Source organism: Microcella alkaliphila (genome assembly GCF_002355395.1).
GTDB lineage: Bacteria > Actinomycetota > Actinomycetes > Actinomycetales > Microbacteriaceae > Microcella > Microcella alkaliphila_A.
In genome coordinates, this window is sequence record NZ_AP017315.1 from 1,847,142 (window position 1) to 1,864,170 (window position 17,029).

Below are 17,029 nucleotides of genomic sequence, written 5' to 3' on the forward strand. Positions count from 1 at the left end.
GTCACTCGCCCTTGTGGGCCGCGCCGTTCTGGGGCAGCGCCTTCTGGATCTGCACGAGGAACTCGACGTTCGACTGCGTCTCCTTCAGCTTGCCCAGCACGATCTCGAGCGACTGCTGCGGGTCGTGACCCGCGAGCGCGCGACGCAGACGCCAGGTGACCGCGACCTCATCGTTGCCGAGCAGCATCTCTTCACGACGGGTGCCCGAGGCGGAGATGTCGACGGCGGGGAAGATGCGCTTGTCGGCGAGCTGGCGAGACAGACGCAACTCCATGTTGCCGGTGCCCTTGAACTCTTCGAAGATCACCTCGTCCATCTTCGACCCGGTCTCCACGAGTGCCGTGGCGAGGATCGTCAGCGAGCCGCCGTCTTCGATGTTGCGGGCGGCGCCAAAGAACTTCTTCGGCGGGTACAGCGCGGCCGAGTCGACGCCGCCGGACAGCACGCGGCCGCTCGTCGGCGCGGTCACGTTGTACGCGCGGCCGAGTCGAGTGATCGAGTCGAGCAGCACCACCACATCGTGACCGAGCTCGACGAGGCGCTTCGCGCGCTCGATCGCCAGCTCGGCAACCGTCGTGTGGTCGTCGGCGGGACGGTCGAAGGTCGAGGCGATGACTTCGCCCTTGACCGAGCGCTGCATGTCGGTGACCTCTTCAGGGCGCTCGTCGACCAGCACGACCATGAGGTGCACCTCAGGGTTGTTCTCGGCGATGGCTCCGGCGATGGCCTGCAGCGCGAGGGTCTTGCCTGCCTTCGGCGGCGAGACGATGAGACCACGCTGGCCCTTGCCGATGGGAGCGACGAGGTCGATGATGCGGGTCGCGAGCTTCGTCGGGGCCGTCTCGAGACGCAGACGTTCCTGCGGGTAGAGCGGCGTGAGCGCGCTGAACTCGACGCGCGAACGCGCCTCGTCGATGCTTTGGCCGTTGATCGAGTCGACGCGCACCAGCGCGTTGTACTTCTGGCGGCCCTGATTCTCGCCCTCTCGCGGCTGCCGGATGGCGCCGACGACGGCGTCGCCCTTGCGCAGCTGGTACTTCTTCACCTGGCCGAGGGAGACGTAGACGTCGCTCGGGCCGGGAAGGTAGCCGGTGGTCCGGACGAAGGCGTAGTTGTCGAGAACGTCAAGGATGCCCGCAATGGGAATGAGGACGTCGTCGTCGCTGATTTCCGGGTCAACGTCGTCGTTCTGGCCGCGACCGCGCTTGCGGTCGCGTGCGCGTCCGCGGCCGCGACCCGACTCGTCATCTCGGTCGTCGTCGCGGGGGCCGTTCTGGCCCGCGTTCTGGCCACGACCGCCCTGCTGCTGGCCACCCTGAGCCGGCTGCTCATCCTTCTTGGCGTCGCCGTTCTGGCCGTTCTGGCCGTTCTGGCCATTCTGGCCGCCCTGGCCCTGGTCGTTCTTGTCGCCGCCGCGACCGCGCCCGCGACCGCGACCCCGACCGCGCCCGCCGCGCTCGTTCTGCGACTGGTCACCCTGCTGGCCATCGGCCTGCTGCTCGGCGGTCGTCTGCTCGTCGGCCTTCTGACCGTCGGACTTCCGGTCGGCGTTCGCGGCCTCGCCGGCTGCCGCCGCGTCGGGGGCGACGGCGACGCCCGCGTCACCGCCGGCGACATGGTCGGCGGCCGATCGGCGGGTGTCGGCCGCGGCGGTCACCGTTCCGGTGGTGGCGCGCCGCGAGCCGCGGCGGCCCGACCGCTCGGGGGCGGAAGCGGCGTCGGCCGCGGGAGTGCCGTCCGCGGCGGGCTCAGCGTCACCGGGAGCGACTTCAGAAGCGGGCGCCTCGGCGGGTGCCGCATCCGCTGCGGGGGCGTCATTCGGGGCGGGCGCAGCCGCGCCGCCGCGGGCCGCCTCGATCGCGGCGACGAGCTCGCCCTTGCGGAGCTTCGAGATTCCGGCGACGCCGAGTGAGGAGGCGAGCTCCTGCAGCTGCGGCAGTTTGAGGCCGGACAGATCGTTGGATGTTTCGGTCACGGGGGTGTCGGTCCTTTCGACTCGGGCACGAGAAATGGCCCGGGATGCACGGGTCCGCCTCCCGGCGAGCCACCGGCATAGACGACGCTCGTCACATGACGCGGGGTGCGTGCGGGAGGTACGGGTGAGCGAGTGCTCGGAAGATGCGCAACGGTGGCGACGCCACTTACTGCGCGGGGTGCGTCACCACTGTAGCACCGAGCACATCGACGGCCAGCATGTGCAATTGCCAGGGCGTGGCGCGGTGCTTCTCGACGAGTTCGGCCGCTCGCAGCCGCTCGCCGGGGTCGGCACACAAGACGAGAATCGAGGGGCCGGCGCCCGACACCACCGCCGCGAAACCGGCCTGACGCAGCACCTGGATGAGCGCGTCGGTCTCGGGCATCGCGGCCGCGCGATACGACTGGTGGAGGCGGTCTTCGGTCGCCGTGTGCAGTAGTTCGGGGCTCTGAATCAGCGCGGCGATCAGGAGCGCCGATCGGGACACGTTGAAGATCGCGTCGGAGTGCGGCACCTGGGCGGGCTGGAGCGTGCGGGCCATCGCGGTGGACATGGTGGACGCTTCCGGAACGCACACGAGTGGTGACACGCCCCGGTGGACGGTTAAGCGCTTGTGCTGCGGTCCGCGCTCGCCCATCCACGCGATTGTGAGGCCGCCGAAGAGCGCGGGGGCCACGTTGTCGGGGTGACCTTCAAGTTCGGTGGCGCGAGCGAGCAGATCCTCCTCGTCGAGCTCGACGATTCCGTCGAGGAGGCCCTTGGCGGCCATCACGCCGCCCACGATCGCGGCGCCGGACGACCCCATGCCGCGGCCGTGCGGGATCGCATTGTGCGCGACAAGCCGAAGCCCCGGCATCGTGATGCCGACGCGGTCGAACACGTGGGCGATCGATCGGACGACGAGGTTCGATTCGTCGGTTTCGACCGTGCCCTCCCCCACGCCGTGCACCTCAACGTGAGCGCCCGGCTCGGCGACGGCGGTCACCTCGAGCTCGTCGTACACGCTGAGCGCCAGCCCGAGCGTGTCGAAGCCCGGCCCGAGGTTTGCCGTGGTGGCGGGCACGCGAACGCTGACCCGCCGGCCGACGAGCCGCGGGTCGAGGGTCACACCGGTGCTTTCTCGAGGCCGAGCACCGAGGCAACCTCGACCGTGTCGACGGGAACGACCGTCGGCTGCACGTCGACGCCGTCAGGCCCGCGCAGGGCCCATTGGGGGTCCTTCAGTCCGTGACCCGTGACGGTGAGCACCACTGTGGAGCCCGCCGGAATGTGGCCGGCCTCCGCGCGCTCGAGCAGGCCGGCGACCGAAATGGCGCTGGCGGGCTCGACGAAGATGCCGACCTCTTGGCTCAGCATGCGGTGCGCGGCGAGAATTCCGGCGTCGTCGATGGCGCCGAAGTAGCCGTCGCTGTTGTCGCGGGCGGTGAGCGCAAGCTCCCACGAGGCCGGGTTACCGATCCGGATCGCGCTGGCGATCGTCTCGGGCTTCGTCACCGGCTCGCCGAGCACGATCGGGGCACTGCCCGCGGCCTGGAAGCCGAACATCCTCGGCAGCTTCGTCGTGACGCCCCGCGCCAACTCCTCGCTGTAACCGCGGTGGTAGGCGGTGTAGTTGCCGGCGTTGCCGACCGGCAAGATGTGGAAGTCGGGCGCATCGCCGAGCACCTCGACGACCTCGAATGCCGCGGTCTTCTGCCCTTCAATACGATCGGGGTTGACCGAGTTGACGAGGTGCACGGGGTAGTTCTTCGCCAGATCGCGCGCGATGTCGAGGCAGTCGTCGAAGTTGCCTTCGATCTGGATGATCTGGGCTTTGTGCGCGACGGCCTGGCTGAGCTTGCCCATCGCGATCTTGCCCTCGGGCACGAGCACCGCGGCCGCAATCCCCGCGTGCGTGGCGTAGGCCGCAGCCGACGCCGAGGTGTTGCCCGTCGAGGCACAGATGACGGCCTTGGCGCCGTGTTCGACGGCCTTCGAAATCGCCATCGTCATGCCGCGGTCTTTGAAGGACCCCGTCGGATTCATCCCCTCGTACTTCACGTACACGCGCGTGCCGGTGCGCTCGGAGAGGTAGCGCGCCGGGATGAGGGGCGTGCCGCCCTCGCCGAGCGTGATGACGGGCGTCGCGTCGGAAACGTCGAGTCGGTCGGCGTACTCGTGCAGCACGCCCTTCCACTGGTGGGCCACTAAATTACAGTCCTTCTACTCGCAGCACGCTCGTCACAGAGTGGACGACGTCGTTGCCGGTCAGTGACGCCACGGTCGCGGCCAGGTCGGCCTCGGACGCCTCATGGGTGCCGATCACCAGGGTAGCGGCGGGCTGGTCGCCCGCGTACCCGGCTCCGGCGGGGATGACGGTCTGCTCAAGGGTCTCGACAGACACGCCGTGTTCTTGGAAGATGCCCGCGATCGCGGCGAGAACGCCGGCGCGGTCGGCCACCTCGAGGGTGATCTGGTAGCGGGTGGTCACGGCGCTGATCGGCAGCACGGGGAGGTTCGCGTGCTGGGACTCGGCTACGCCGGGGCCCCCGACGACGTGGCGGCGGGCGGCGGAGACGACATCACCGAGTACGGCGGATGCGGTCTGAATTCCGCCCGCTCCGGCTCCGTAGAACATCAACGGCCCGGCGGCCTCGGCCTCGACGAAGACGGCGTTGTTGGCGCCGTGGACGGCCGCGAGCGGGTGGTCAACGGGGACGAGGGCGGGATGCACGCGCGCCGAGACTCCCCCGTTCTCGCCGTCCACGCGGTCGCAGATGGCGAGCAACTTCACGACGTAGCCAGCCTTACGGGCGGCGACGACCTGCTCGTGGCTGATGCTCGTGATGCCCTCGCGGTGCACCGATTCGAGCGGCACGCGTGTGTGGAAGGCGAGGCTCGCGAGGATCGCCGCCTTCTGCGCCGCGTCGTAGCCCTCGATGTCGGCGGTCGGGTCGGCCTCGGCGTAGCCGAGCTCCGTGGCGGTGGCGAGCGCCTCCTCCAGGCTTTCGCCGACCGTGTCCATGCGGTCGAGGATGAAGTTCGTGGTGCCGTTGACAATGCCGAGGATGCGCGTGACCCGGTCACCGGCGAGCGAATCACGCAGCGGCCGAATGATCGGAATGGCGCCGCCGACGGCCGCCTCGTAGTAGAGCTGCGCGCCCACCTGGGCGGCCGCGTCGAACAGCTCGGGGCCGTGGGTCGCCAAGAGCGCCTTGTTCGCGGTGATGACGTCGGCGCCGGCATTCAGCGCCTTCAGAATGAGGGTGCGCGCGGGCTCCAGCCCACCCATGAGCTCAATGACCACGTCAGCGCCGACCACGAGCGATTCGGCGTCGGTGGTGAGCAGCTCGCGAGGGATCGCGGTGTCACGCGGTGCGTCGAGGTCGCGCACGGCGACACCGACGAGCTCGAGGCCCGCGCCGATGCGGGAGGACAGTTCGGGGCCGTGCGTGAGCAGCTGGTCGGCGACCTGGGAGCCGACGCTGCCGGCTCCGAGGACGGCGACGCGAAGGTTGCGGTACGAGATCACGAGTAGCGGGACCCTTCTGATCGGAGAACTTCGGTGGCTTCGGTGGCGCCGACGTCACGACGCAACAGTTCGGCGACGGACTCAGCCCGCACGATGAGGCGGGCCTCGCCCCGGGCAACGGCGACGACGGCCGGCCGGGTGAGGTAGTTGTAGCTGCTGGACAGCGAAAAGCAGTACGCCCCCGTGGCAGGCACGGCAACAAGGTCACCGCGGCGCACGTCGCCCGGCAGATAGTCGGCATCGACCACGATGTCTCCGCTCTCGCAGTGCTTGCCGGCGATGCGCACGAGTACGGGGTCGACGTCGGAGGCGCGCGACGCGAGCCGAACGGCGTAGTCGGCTCCGTACAGGGCGGGGCGGGCGTTGTCGCTCATGCCCCCGTCGACGCTGACGTAGCGGCGCACCGCGAGTTCACCCGCGTTGGTCAGCACCTCGACGTCTTTGATGGCGCCCACTTCGTAGAGGGTCACGCCCGCTGGCCCGATGATGCTGCGTCCTGGCTCAATCGCGATCGCGGGGACGGGTATTCGCAGCTCTGCGCAGACCTCCGCAATCGTGTCGACGAGCCGGCTCAGCAGTTCCTCGATGTTGGCCGGCTCGTCCGCGGCCGTGTAGGCGATGCCGAATCCGCCGCCGAGGTTCACCTGCGGAACGGGCCCGTGCTCGAGCAGCCGAGCGTGCACGCTGAGCAGTCGCCGAGCCGCCTCGAGGAAACCGTCGGCAACGAGAATCTGCGAGCCGATGTGTGAGTGCAGCCCGAGAAACTCGAGAACCCCCGCGTGCTCGCGGATACGCGCGACCGCACTGTCTGCCTGCGTCAGCGGCACGCCGAACTTCTGGTCTTCGCGCGCGGTCGCCAGGTACTCGTGGGTGTGCGCGTGAACTCCCGAGTTGATGCGCAGGCGAACGGGCTGCACGCGGCCGTGGCGTCTCGCGACCTCGGCGACACGGTCGATCTCCTCGACAGCGTCGATCACGATCGCCCCGACGCCGGCGCCGACCGCCTTCTCGAGCTCGCGGTCCGACTTGTTGTTGCCGTGCAGCCCGATGCGAGCCGGGTCGATGCCCCCGGCGAGCGCCACGGCGAGTTCGCCGCCGCTCGCCGTATCGATGTTGAGGCCTTCACCGGCCATCCACTGGGCAACGGCGGTCGAGAGAAACGCCTTACCCGCGTAGTAGACGACACCAGAGGTGCCGGCGCGGGCGGTGGCCGTCTCGAGAGCGCGACGGATCCGGCGGGCGCGCGCGCGAGCATCCGTCTCGTCGATCACGTAGAGAGGGGTGCCGTAGTCGGCGGCCAGCCGACTGGCGCGCACGCCGCCGATCTCGAGTTCTCCGCGTTCCCCGCCGCGCCGCGCACTCGCCGGCCACAGCTGCGGCGCCAGCGCATTGCCGTCGGCGGGGCGCTCGAGCCAGGCGGGGGCGAGCGGGTGGGCAGACACGAAGAACCTCAGGGGGGTCGATGCGGAGTGAGCGCGGTCTCACCGGGATCGCCGGGGCCGTCGCCTGAGTCTACCGAGCCTCGTATGCCGACTCGGCGCACCTCAGGGGCAGCTGCCGCGTTCGACGAGGTCGTCGCCGCCGAGCGCCACATTCTCGCCCGACACGATCACGACGAGTTCGCGGTCGAGAACGTCGACGCGCTGCTCGGTCAGCCCGACGGGGAGCGCCTCGGCGATGCAGATGTCGCGGGGAGCGAGCAGCGGGTCGACGATGGGGTCGATGAACCCGCCGAACTGGCCGCGCAGCTCGGCGAGTTCGACACGGGCACCGTTCAGGGCGAGGCTGGACGGCGCGAGCGACACGATGCCGCGCTCGATCGACGGCGCGACGCCGGCTGCCAGCTCGAAGCCGAGACCGAAGACGTCGAAGCCGGTCACGAGCACCACCTCGCCGTCGACCAACTGGATGTCGCGCACGACCGCCTGACCGAGGGCTCCGAGCAGGCGCGACACGTCGCTCTCGGCGATGCGGACGGTCGCCTCGACGCGGTCGCTCGGCTGGCGTGCGTCGAGCGCCACACCCTCCGCGATGAGCTCCACGTCGGCCCTGATGCTGCCTGCCCCCACCCCGGGAATCTCGGCGCGCACGCGGTCGAGGCGCCCCTGAGCGAGCTGCAGGAGAACGATCGGACCATCGACAGAGGCCGTGAGTGGGTCGTCGGCGTCGAGCGCAAAGGCTTGCCGAAGTTCTGCGTCGACGCGGTCGGCGACGATCGAGCGGGCGACGAGTTCGGCAGCAACGAGCAGCACACCGAGGACGACGACGGCGACCAGGCCGCCGATGAGGGCTTTCGCGCGCCGCGACACCGCGCTACATCCGCTCGGGGGCGGACACGCCGATCAGGTCAAGACCCGTGCGCAGCACCTGGCCGGTGGCGTCGCTCAAGTGCAGGCGCGCCCGGTGGACAGACTCGATCGGGTCGTCGCCCTGCGGCGTGACCCGGCAGGTGTCATACCACCTGTGGTACGCCGCCGCGAGCTGCTCGAGGTAGCGGGCGACCCGGTGGGGTTCGCGCAGCTCTGCTGACTGTGCGACGACGCGCGGGAACTCCGCGAGCACCCCGATCAGCACGCTTTCGGTCTCGTCGGTCAGGGTCGCGGCGTCGAAGTCGACGCGCTCGACGCCCGACTGGGCGGCGTTGCGCGCGACCTGGTGGGTGCGAGCGTGGGCGTACTGCACGTAGAACACCGGGTTGTCGTTGCTGCGCTTCTGCAGAACGTCGAGGTCGATGTCGACGTTCGAGTCGCTCGACGAGCGCACGAGCGCGTATCGGGCCGCGTCCACTCCGACGGAATCGACCAGGTCCTCGAGCGTGACGACCGTGCCGGCGCGCTTCGACATGCGAACCGGCCGACCGTCCTTCACGAGGTTCACCATTTGGCCGATCATGATCTGCAGGTTGACGCCCGGCTCGTCGCCGAAAGCGGCGCACATCGCCATCAGGCGCTGCACGTACCCGTGGTGGTCGGCGCCGAGCATGATGATGCATCGGTCGAAGCCGCGTTCGCGCTTGTTCAGGTAGTACGCGAGGTCTCCGGAGATGTAGGCGGGCGCCCCGTCGGACTTGATGATCACCCGGTCCTTGTCGTCCCCGAATTCGGTGCTGCGCAGCCAGACGGCGCCGTCGGCGTCGAACACGTGCCCGAGCTCGCGGAGACGCGCGACCGCGCGCTCCACGGCACCGCCCTCGTGCAGAGAGTTCTCGTGGAAGTACACATCGAAGTGCACACCGAAGTCCGCGAGGCTCTTCTTGATGTCCTCGAACATCAGCTCGACGCCGACCGCCCGGAAGATCTCTTGCCGCTCCGCGCCGACCGCATCGGCGACGTCCGGGCGCACGCTGCGGACGCGCCGCGCGATGTCGCCGATGTAGGCACCCCCGTAACCGTCCTCCGGAGCCGGCTCGCCCGCATCCGCCGCCGCGAGGCTCCGCGCGAAACGGTCGATCTGAGCGCCGTGGTCGTTGAAGTAATACTCGCGGGTCACCGCGGCGCCGGCGTGACCCAGGATGCGGGCGAGCGAGTCTCCCACCGCCGCCCAACGCGTGCCGCCGAGGTGGATCGGCCCGGTCGGGTTTGCCGACACGAATTCGAGGTTGATCGACTGGCCGGCGAGCGTCTCGCTCGTCCCATAACGCTCGCCCTGCTCGAGGATCGTCGAGACGAGTGAACCCGCCGCGGCGGCGTCGAGGCGAATGTTCAAGAAGCCGGGGCCGGCGATCTCGACTGACGCGATTCCGTCGACACCCGCGAGGCCCGACTGCAGGTCGGCAGCGAGCTCGCGCGGGGGCACCCCGACGCGCTTCGCGAGCTTCAGCGCGACACTCGTCGCCCAGTCACCGTGATCGCGGTTGCGGGGCCGCTCGAGAGCGATGTCGTCGAGCGTCACACTCGCCGCATCCACCCCGCGTCGCTCGAGCGCCGAGGTGACGACGGCGAGCAGGGATTCGGCGAGCTGAGCGGGTTCCACGGTGGACGATCCTATCGGGCGCGCCTCGACCCACCGCGCCGCGATCGGGGCCAGAATGGGCGGCATGACGGGGGTCAGGGGGATGCACGTGGCTGCGGCCATCATCACGGTCGCGCTCATCGCGGGGTGCGCGGCGGACGAGCCGGGGGCCGCGCCGGAACCGAGCGCGAGCATCCCGCCGTCGGCGAGCCCGAGCGCGGCACCGAGCGCGAGCCCTGAACCCGACGACGCGGACGGGCCCGACGAACCCGACGCCACAGCAAGCCCCACGCCGTCGCGCACGGCCTCCCCCAGCCCGTCTCCCACGGCGACCCCGACGGCGCTCACCGGCATTCGCCTGCAGATTGCCTGTGACCGGCTGCTCACCCCGCAAGACGTCTACGACTACAACCCGAACATCGGCGCCGACCCCGGCTACCGGGTGCGCGCCGGCAGCGGCCCCGCCCGCGCCGTCGAACTCTCGGGCACCGCCTGCGGCTGGCTCAACCAGACGAGCACGCAGACCTACTCGATCGGTGTCGCGCGCTTCGACAGCGCGAACCTGCAACGCGTGAAGTCCGCCGCCGCATCGGCGGGCGGAACGACACGCGGGCTCGGCATGGAGGGGTACTACCGAACCGAAGCGGGGCTCGGCGTCGTCGAGGCCTTCACCGGGTCGTACTGGATCACGGCCGAGTCGAGCGCCTTCCTCGAGCCCGCCGACGTCGCTCCCCTGCTCGAGGCAATCCGCCGCAACCTGCCATAGGCGGGTGGCCAGACGTACCCCCGTGACCCGCTAGGCTGAACCACGCCTCCGTAGCTCAGGGGATAGAGCATCAGTTTCCGGTACTGAGGGTCGCAGGTTCGAATCCTGTCGGGGGCGCGAGTTACCTGCCGCGGTTGGCGCGGCGCACCGGCTTCGGCGCCTTGCCGCCGAGGTACGAGCGGGCCGAGTCGACCGTGAAGCCCTGGCGCAGGGCCTGGCGCCCGATCAGCATGCGGAAGCCCATTGCGTCGCGGTTGGTGAGCGTGACCTCCGCCGCGAACGTGCGCTCGAGCATCCGAATCGTCATGAGCACCACGATGCGCTCCTCCGCGTGCCCCGACGACGAGCGCACGCGCCGCCGGTCGTGCACGGGCAGCTCAACCGTCACGGAGTCGTCGCGCGACTCTTGCCAGGGATGCACGTCGAAGCGCACCCAGTCGGCGCCGTCGCGGGTGAACTCCTCGCAGCGGAACACGTGCAGTGATGAGGTGCGGGCGCCGGTGTCGAGCTTCGCCTTGATCCACGGCACGGGCACCTCGGGCAAGCAAACCCACTCGCGCCACCCCGCCGGGATGCTTGAATGGGTCGCTCTGGCCACCTCGCCATCATGTCAGGACGGAACCGTGAAACTCGCCATCCTCTCCCGTGCGCCGCACGCCTACTCGACGCAGCGACTGCGGGCCGCCGCGCTCGACCGGGGCCACGACGTGAAGGTGTTGAACACGCTGAAGTTCGCGATCGATCTCTCGAGCGATGAACCCGACCTGCAGTTTCGGGGGAAGCCTTTGTCGAGCTACGACGCCGTGCTCCCCCGCATCGGCAGCTCCATCACGTACTTCGGCACGGCCGTCGTGCGGCAGTTCGAGCAGATGGACGTCTACACGCCGAACACCGCCAACGGCATCATGAACGCCCGCGACAAGCTGCGGGCGACGCAGATTCTGTCTCGACACAACATCGGGATGCCCGCCACCGCTTTCGTGCGCAACCGCGCGGACGTGCGCCCCGCGATCGAGCGAGTGGGTGGCGCCCCGGTCGTCATCAAGCTGCTGGAGGGCACCCAGGGGATCGGCGTGATTCTCGCCCCCCAGGTGAAGGTCGCCGAGGCGATCATCGAGACGCTGCACTCAACAAACCAGAACGTGCTGATTCAGAGCTTCATCTCGGAGAGTCGGGGCCGCGACATCCGAGCGCTCGTCATCGGCGACCGCGTAGTCGCGGCGATGCGTCGTACGGCGGCGGGCGACGAGTTCCGCTCGAACGTGCACCGCGGCGGCAGCGTCGAGGCCGTCGAGCTCAGCCCTGAGTATGAGCGCGCCGCCGTGCGCAGTGCCCAGATCATGGGACTGCGCGTCGCCGGCGTCGACATGCTCGAGGGCAACGATGGCCCTCTCGTGATGGAGGTCAATTCCTCGCCGGGACTCCAGGGAATCGAAGCGGCGACGAAGTTGGATGTCGCGGGCGCCATCATCGACTACATCTCGGGCGAGGTCGCCTTCCCCGACATCGACGTGCGCCAGCGGCTGAGCGTGTCGACGGGCTACGGCGTCGCCGAGCTGCACGTGCACGCGGGCGCCGACATCGTCGGCAAGAGCCTCGGCGACTCGGGCCTGCTCGAGCGCGACATCACGGTGCTCACGATCAATCGCGGGATCAGCGTGATCCCGAACCCGAAGCGCAGCCAGGTGCTCGAGGCCGAAGATCGACTGCTGTGTTTCGGCAAGATGGACGAGATGCGCTCGATGATTCCGACGCGCCGGCGCAGAGCAAAAGTGCGGCGCCTTCCGAAGCAAGCGCGCCTCGAGAACTAGCCCCGAGCATCCGCGTCGCGTCCGTTCAGTCGTCGCTGGCGTGCTGCTCGAGGAAGCGGTAGACCTCCTGGTCATCGACGCCGGGGAATGTTCCGCTCGGCAGCGGCGAGAGGATGTGCGCGTGCAGGCGGGCGCTCGTCCACACTTTGCCGCCCCAACGGCCCGTTAACTCGTTGTCGGGCAGTGTGCAGCACGCGGGGTCGGGGCACGTCGACACCTGGCGCTGCGTCGTCTCGCGGCCGCGGAACCACTTCGCCTGGGCAAACGGCACGCCCACCGTGATCGAGAATTCGCTGCCTGTTCCGGTGCCGGTCTGCGTCGACTCCCAGAACGTGCCTTCGGGGGTGTCGGTGTACTGGTAGAACTCGGTCGTGCGGTTGGTGCGGGTGAAGGCGACGCGCGCACTCCACTTGCGGCAGACCGGCTGCCCTTCGGTGGAGCCGGTGACGTCGACGGGCAGCCGCAGCCCGTCGTTCTCGTACGCCTTGTAGACGGCGCCGTCATCGCCGACCCGCAGAAAGTGCAGCTGTAGGTCGAGGTGGCTCGTGGCGAGGTTCGTAAAGCGCAGCGCCGCCGCCTCGTGGGTGACGCCGAACGCGTCGCGGAAATCTTCGACCGCGATGTTGCGGTCGCTCTTGGCCTGCTGCAGGAAGGCGACCGACTGGGTGAGCGGCATGAGGCACGCCGCCGCGAAGTAGTTGATCTCGAGCCGCTGGTGCAAGAAGTCGGCGTATGTTTCGGGCACCTCGTGGCCGAGCATCCGGTGTGCCATCGCCTGCAGCGCCATCGAACGCAGACCGTGCCCGCCGGGGATCGAGGCCGGGGGCAAGTAGATGCGACCGTTTTCGAGGTCGGTGATGCTGCGCGCCGAGCGCGGCAGGTCGTTCGCGTACACCAGCTCGAAGCCGAGCCGCTTCGCCATGAGGCCGACCTCGCGGTGGGTGATGGCGCCGCTCACATGCCCGGAGGAGCGCACGAGGTTTTCGGCGAGCTCTTCGAGGTCGGGCAGGTAGTTGTTCTTCTCGCGCATGCGGTGACGCAGCTCGGTGTTCGCGCGCCGCGCCTCCTCCGGGGTGGCGATGCTGCGCCGCTCTCGGTCGACCAGCTCGCGGTGCAGCCCGACGAGAGCTTCGAGCACGTCGTCGCCGAGGGTGCGCCCCGGTCGCACGGGCGGAAGCCCCAGCCGCGCGTACAGCGCCGAGCGCTGCAGCCGGTCAAGCTCAATCTCGAGGGCGGCCCGCGGCGACGGCGGCGTCTCGTCGAGCAGATCGGGAACGGTGACACCGAGGGCCTTCGCGATCTCGCCGAGAAGCGTGACGCGCGGCTCGCGTCGCCCGTTCTCGATGAGGGACAGCTGACTCGCGGCCGTGCCCACCTGTTCACCGACCTGATCGAGCGTGAGGCCGGCTTCCTGTCGGAAATGCCGGATGCGCTGCCCCAGCGTCACAAGATCACCCATGCACTTCACTCTAGCGAAAGAAACGCGATTCTTTCCACGTGATCTGCCTCAAATGGCGCCCGGATATCGGCAAAAGTGGAAACACGCCACGACAGGCCGCCCGATCCGGCACGAACGCACCGAAGGAGACGCTCCCATGACGCTGCTCGACCGCCCGCGCACGACGGCCCCGCACCGCACGCCCGACGCTCGCCCAGAGATCACGACCGCAGCGAACTCCCCGTCGAGCGCGCCCGTCGTGCTGGAGGCCGACCGGCCGGCCGACGTCGTCGCCTTCGTCGAGCGGATTGCGCGCCTCACCACCCCGGACCAGATCCACTGGGTCGACGGCAGCACCCGCGAGCGGCACGCACTGCTGCAGCAGCTCGTCGCCGCCGGCACCCTCACTCAGCTGAACCCCGACATCCGTCCCTACTCATTCCTCGCGCGCTCCGACGAGCGCGACGTCGCACGGGTCGAGGAGCGCACCTTCATCTGCTCCGAGCGAGAAGAGGATGCCGGCCCCACCAACAACTGGATGGCACCCGAGCAGATGCGCGCTGAGCTCGAGCCGCTGTTTACGGGCAGCATGCGCGGCCGCACCCTCTACGTCGTGCCGTTCGCGATGGGGCCGATCGGGTCATCGATGACACGCTACGGCGTGCAGCTCACTGACTCGCCCTACGTCGTGGTCTCGATGGGCACCATGACCCGCTTGGGCTCGGCAGCGCTCGCTCAGATCGTCCGCGGCCAGTCCTGGGTTCCCGCCGTGCACTCCGTCGGCGCCCCGCTCAACAACGGCCAGAAGGACGTGCCGTGGCCCTGCAACGAGACGAAGTACATCGCGCACTTCCCGAAAGAACGCGAAATTTGGTCGTACGGCTCGGCCTACGGCGGCAACGCCATCCTCGCGAAGAAGGCTTTTGCCCTGCGCATTGCCTCGGTGATGGCCCGCGACGAGGGCTGGCTCGCGGAGCACATGCTGCTCATCAAGGTGACGTCGCCCGCGGGGAAGAAATACCACATGGCTGCGGCGTTCCCGAGTGCGTGCGGCAAGACGAACCTCGCGATGCTCACCCCGACCACTCCGGGCTGGACGGTAGAGACGATCGGCGACGACATCGCCTGGCTGCACATCGGGAAGGACGGTCGCCTGCGCGCCATCAACCCCGAGGCCGGCTTCTTCGGCGTCGCCCCCGGCACCGGAATCTCCACCAACCGCACAGCCGTCGACACCCTCTGGGGCAACACGATCTTCACGAACGTGGCGCTTCGCGAGGACGGCGACGTCTGGTGGGAGGGACTGACGGACACGCCCCCGGCGCGTCTCATCGACTGGCGCGGAGAAGAGTGGACGCCCGATTCTGGTCGCCCTGCCGCGCATCCGAACTCTCGTTTCACCGTGGCCGCTCACCAGGCGCCGTCCATCGCGGACACCTGGGACGACCCGGAGGGCGTCGTCATCGACGCCATCATCTTCGGCGGCCGCCGACGTGCTCTCGCACCCTTGGTGGTAGAGGCGCGCGACTGGGATCACGGTGTCTTCATGGGCGCCACGATCTCGTCAGAGCAGACGGCGGCCGCCGAGGGCACAGTCGGGCAGCTGCGCCGCGACCCGTTCGCGATGCTGCCGTTTGCCGGTTACAACATGGCCGACTACTTCGCCCACTGGCTCGACTTCGGTAAGCGCCTGCGCCGCTCGGCCCGGGTGCCGCGCGTGTTCCAGGTGAACTGGTTCCGCAAGAGCCCCGAAGGAAAGTTCCTGTGGCCCGGATTCGGCGAGAACGGCCGCGTCATCGAGTGGATGGTCGCCCGCCTCGAGAGTGAGGCGTGCATCGACGAGACCCCGCTCGGCGGCATCCCCCGTCAGGGCGAGCTCAACGTTGCGGGGCTCGACCTTCCCGAAGAGGACCTCACTGAGCTGTTCCGGATGGACACCGACGAGCTTGAGGCCGAGGCCGACGACGTGGAGCACTTCTTCCAGACTTTCGGCGACAAGTTGCCCGCCGAGCTGCGACACCAACTGAGCCACCTGCGCTCGCGGGTGCGTGCCCAGCGCGAGGCGGAGGCGGGCACCGCGTAGCCGGCACACACAGCACACGGGGGCGGCCCGTCGCGAAGTTCGCGGCGGGCCGCCCCCAACGTTTCGCATCGCCCGTTCGTCTGACACGGTGAGAGCAACACTCACGCGACACGCACGGTGGAGGGAGGCGAGTGGCGCGCACGGCGGGCTGGGAGGCCGTTCTCACCGAGCTCGTTGCCCTGCGGGGCGACGCGCTCACGCGGTATGCCGTCATGCTGTGCGGCAACCGCGACGACGCGGCCGACCTCGTGCAGACCGCGCTGGAGAAGACCTTCGGCCGGCTACGCAATGGCTTCGACGTCGAGACGGCGGAAAGCTACGTGCGCAAAGCGATCGCGAGCGCGTACGTCGATGCGGGACGCAAGGCGACCCGTTTTCGACAGCGGGCGCACCTGCTCGTCACCGACGACGCGGTTCCCGCGGCCGGCGGCGCGAGCGACGAGCGGCTCGACATGCGCGGTCACCTCGACCGGCTGAGCCCTCGCGAACGCGCCTGCGTCGTGCATCGCTACTACGGCGATCTCATGGTGGACGACATCGCCCGCACCCTCGGCATCAGCTCGGGAGCCGTCAAGCGCTACTTGAGCGACGGCCTCGCGAAGCTCGCTGCTGCTCTCGACGACGCTCGAAGGGAGCTGCCCCATGTCTGACCACGAACGAATCGAACGGATGCTGCGCGCCGACGCGCAGGACGCCTCCGGCCCCGGAATCCCGCTCGATGCGGCCGCGATCGCGCGCGGCGCGCGTCGCCGCCGACTGCCCGCCCAGCTGGGGCTGGGCGCGGCCGCGGTCGCGTTCGTCGCCGGGTTCGGCGGCGTCGCGATCGCCGGGATGCCCGGCCTCCTTGGCGGCGCAGGCGAGTTCTCGGCGAGCGAGAGTGTCCGCGACGACGACACCTCCGGCGGCGCGGCAGAGCCGTTTGCCAGCCCCGACGGCGGAGACGAGGTGGACGGGGACCTCGGCGGGGCCGACGGCGAGACCGTGTGGGACGTGGTCCGCTGCGGCGAGCCACTCCCCCCGGTGGGACACTCCGGCGACGATCGGCTCCGTCTCGAGCTCGCTCCGCTCGACGGGAGTTCAGCCAGAGACGGCGAACTGACCGTCACCGGCACCCTCACCAACGTCTCCTCCGAACGCCTCGAGCTTCTGACCGCCACGCACCTCGTCGTTGGGCTCGCCCGCGACGGCGAGGTGATCTGGTCGACGGTCGGGATGGAGGCCGCCGCGCTCGTGCCGACGCTCGACCCCGGCGAGTCGCTCGAGTACACGGGGGCGCTCGAACTCGTCGACTGCGGTGGCACCGACCCGGAGGCGAGCATCCGCGGTGGATCCCCGCTCCCAGGCCCGGGCGCGTACGAGGTTGTGGCCGCGCTCGACGTGCGGCAGACCGACGACGGCGAGCCGATCAGCGATCCGGTCGTCGTGATCTCGCCGCGAGCATCCCTGGTTCTTCCCTAGAGACGGGCGAATCCTCGACGCGCGGGCGCGCGCGGT

General features: G+C 69.5%; 14 protein-coding genes and 1 tRNA gene. 6 read left to right on the plus strand and 9 right to left on the minus strand.

What is annotated here, in order from left to right; genetic code table 11:
* Window position 1: 1 nt before the first annotated feature.
* The 7 genes from rho to argS all read right to left on the minus strand — a co-directional run bounded on the left by rho (window position 2) and on the right by argS (window position 9,458).
* Entirely contained in the window at window positions 2-1,975 is a 1,974-nt protein-coding gene (gene rho / locus CPY97_RS09080; protein WP_231923897.1) for a transcription termination factor Rho, read from the minus strand.
* A gap of 166 nt (window positions 1,976-2,141) precedes the next feature.
* Window positions 2,142-3,083: a homoserine kinase gene (gene thrB / locus CPY97_RS09085; protein WP_096422080.1), complete on the minus strand. Its 942-nt coding sequence runs from the start codon at window positions 3,081-3,083 to the stop codon at window positions 2,142-2,144.
* Entirely contained in the window at window positions 3,080-4,162 is a 1,083-nt protein-coding gene (gene thrC, locus CPY97_RS09090; protein ID WP_096422082.1) for a threonine synthase, read from the minus strand. Before thrC ends, thrB begins: the two co-directional genes overlap by 4 nt.
* 4 nt (window positions 4,163-4,166) lie before the next feature.
* A complete protein-coding gene (locus tag CPY97_RS09095) occupies window positions 4,167-5,486 on the minus strand; it encodes a homoserine dehydrogenase (protein ID WP_096422084.1) in 1,320 nt (439 codons plus the stop codon).
* Window positions 5,483-6,928 (minus strand): diaminopimelate decarboxylase, encoded by a 1,446-nt coding sequence (lysA, locus tag CPY97_RS09100; RefSeq protein ID WP_096422086.1) that lies wholly within the window; start codon window positions 6,926-6,928, stop codon window positions 5,483-5,485. Before lysA ends, CPY97_RS09095 begins: the two co-directional genes overlap by 4 nt.
* A gap of 102 nt (window positions 6,929-7,030) precedes the next feature.
* Window positions 7,031-7,795, minus strand: a complete 765-nt coding sequence (locus tag CPY97_RS09105) for a DUF2993 domain-containing protein (RefSeq protein WP_096422088.1) — start codon at window positions 7,793-7,795, stop codon at window positions 7,031-7,033.
* A 4-nt stretch (window positions 7,796-7,799) separates the two neighbouring features.
* Entirely contained in the window at window positions 7,800-9,458 is a 1,659-nt protein-coding gene (argS, locus tag CPY97_RS09110; RefSeq protein WP_173826878.1) for an arginine--tRNA ligase, read from the minus strand.
* Between the two features lie 64 nt (window positions 9,459-9,522).
* Between argS and CPY97_RS09115 the strand changes: the two genes are divergently transcribed.
* Window positions 9,523-10,203, plus strand: a complete 681-nt coding sequence (locus CPY97_RS09115; RefSeq protein ID WP_150129245.1) for a hypothetical protein — start codon at window positions 9,523-9,525, stop codon at window positions 10,201-10,203.
* A gap of 44 nt (window positions 10,204-10,247) precedes the next feature.
* Window positions 10,248-10,320: transfer RNA gene (locus tag CPY97_RS09120), tRNA-Arg, on the plus strand.
* Between the two features lie 4 nt (window positions 10,321-10,324).
* Here CPY97_RS09120 and CPY97_RS09125 read toward each other — a convergent pair.
* Window positions 10,325-10,801 (minus strand): ATP-dependent zinc protease, encoded by a 477-nt coding sequence (locus CPY97_RS09125; RefSeq protein WP_096422092.1) that lies wholly within the window; start codon window positions 10,799-10,801, stop codon window positions 10,325-10,327.
* 25 nt (window positions 10,802-10,826) lie between these two features.
* On the opposite strand from CPY97_RS09125, the gene CPY97_RS09130 reads away from it, so the two are divergent.
* Window positions 10,827-12,014 (plus strand): RimK family alpha-L-glutamate ligase, encoded by a 1,188-nt coding sequence (locus CPY97_RS09130; protein WP_096422094.1) that lies wholly within the window; start codon window positions 10,827-10,829, stop codon window positions 12,012-12,014.
* 25 nt (window positions 12,015-12,039) lie between these two features.
* On the opposite strand, the gene CPY97_RS09135 is transcribed toward CPY97_RS09130, so the two are convergent.
* A complete protein-coding gene (locus tag CPY97_RS09135; RefSeq protein WP_096422096.1) occupies window positions 12,040-13,473 on the minus strand; it encodes a helix-turn-helix domain-containing protein in 1,434 nt (477 codons plus the stop codon).
* Window positions 13,474-13,609: 136 nt separating this feature from the next.
* Between CPY97_RS09135 and CPY97_RS09140 the strand changes: the two genes are divergently transcribed.
* From CPY97_RS09140 to CPY97_RS09150, 3 genes are all read left to right on the plus strand, one after another.
* On the plus strand, window positions 13,610-15,535 hold the full coding sequence (locus CPY97_RS09140; RefSeq protein WP_096422098.1) for a phosphoenolpyruvate carboxykinase (GTP): 1,926 nt from the start codon (window positions 13,610-13,612) through the stop codon (window positions 15,533-15,535).
* Between the two features lie 131 nt (window positions 15,536-15,666).
* Window positions 15,667-16,185: a sigma-70 family RNA polymerase sigma factor gene (locus CPY97_RS09145; protein WP_231923899.1), complete on the plus strand. Its 519-nt coding sequence runs from the start codon at window positions 15,667-15,669 to the stop codon at window positions 16,183-16,185.
* Window positions 16,178-16,993 (plus strand): hypothetical protein, encoded by an 816-nt coding sequence (locus tag CPY97_RS09150; protein ID WP_150129246.1) that lies wholly within the window; start codon window positions 16,178-16,180, stop codon window positions 16,991-16,993. Before CPY97_RS09145 ends, CPY97_RS09150 begins: the two co-directional genes overlap by 8 nt.
* Window positions 16,994-17,029 lie beyond the last annotated feature (36 nt).

Coding starts and splice junctions, on each gene's coding strand:
- CPY97_RS09115 (WP_150129245.1), top strand. CDS start 9,523: ATGACGGGGGTCAGGGGGATGCACGTGGCTGCGGCCATCATCACGGTC.
- CPY97_RS09135 (WP_096422096.1), bottom strand. CDS start 13,473: ATGGGTGATCTTGTGACGCTGGGGCAGCGCATCCGGCATTTCCGACAG.
- CPY97_RS09140 (WP_096422098.1), top strand. CDS start 13,610: ATGACGCTGCTCGACCGCCCGCGCACGACGGCCCCGCACCGCACGCCC.
- CPY97_RS09150 (WP_150129246.1), top strand. CDS start 16,178: ATGTCTGACCACGAACGAATCGAACGGATGCTGCGCGCCGACGCGCAG.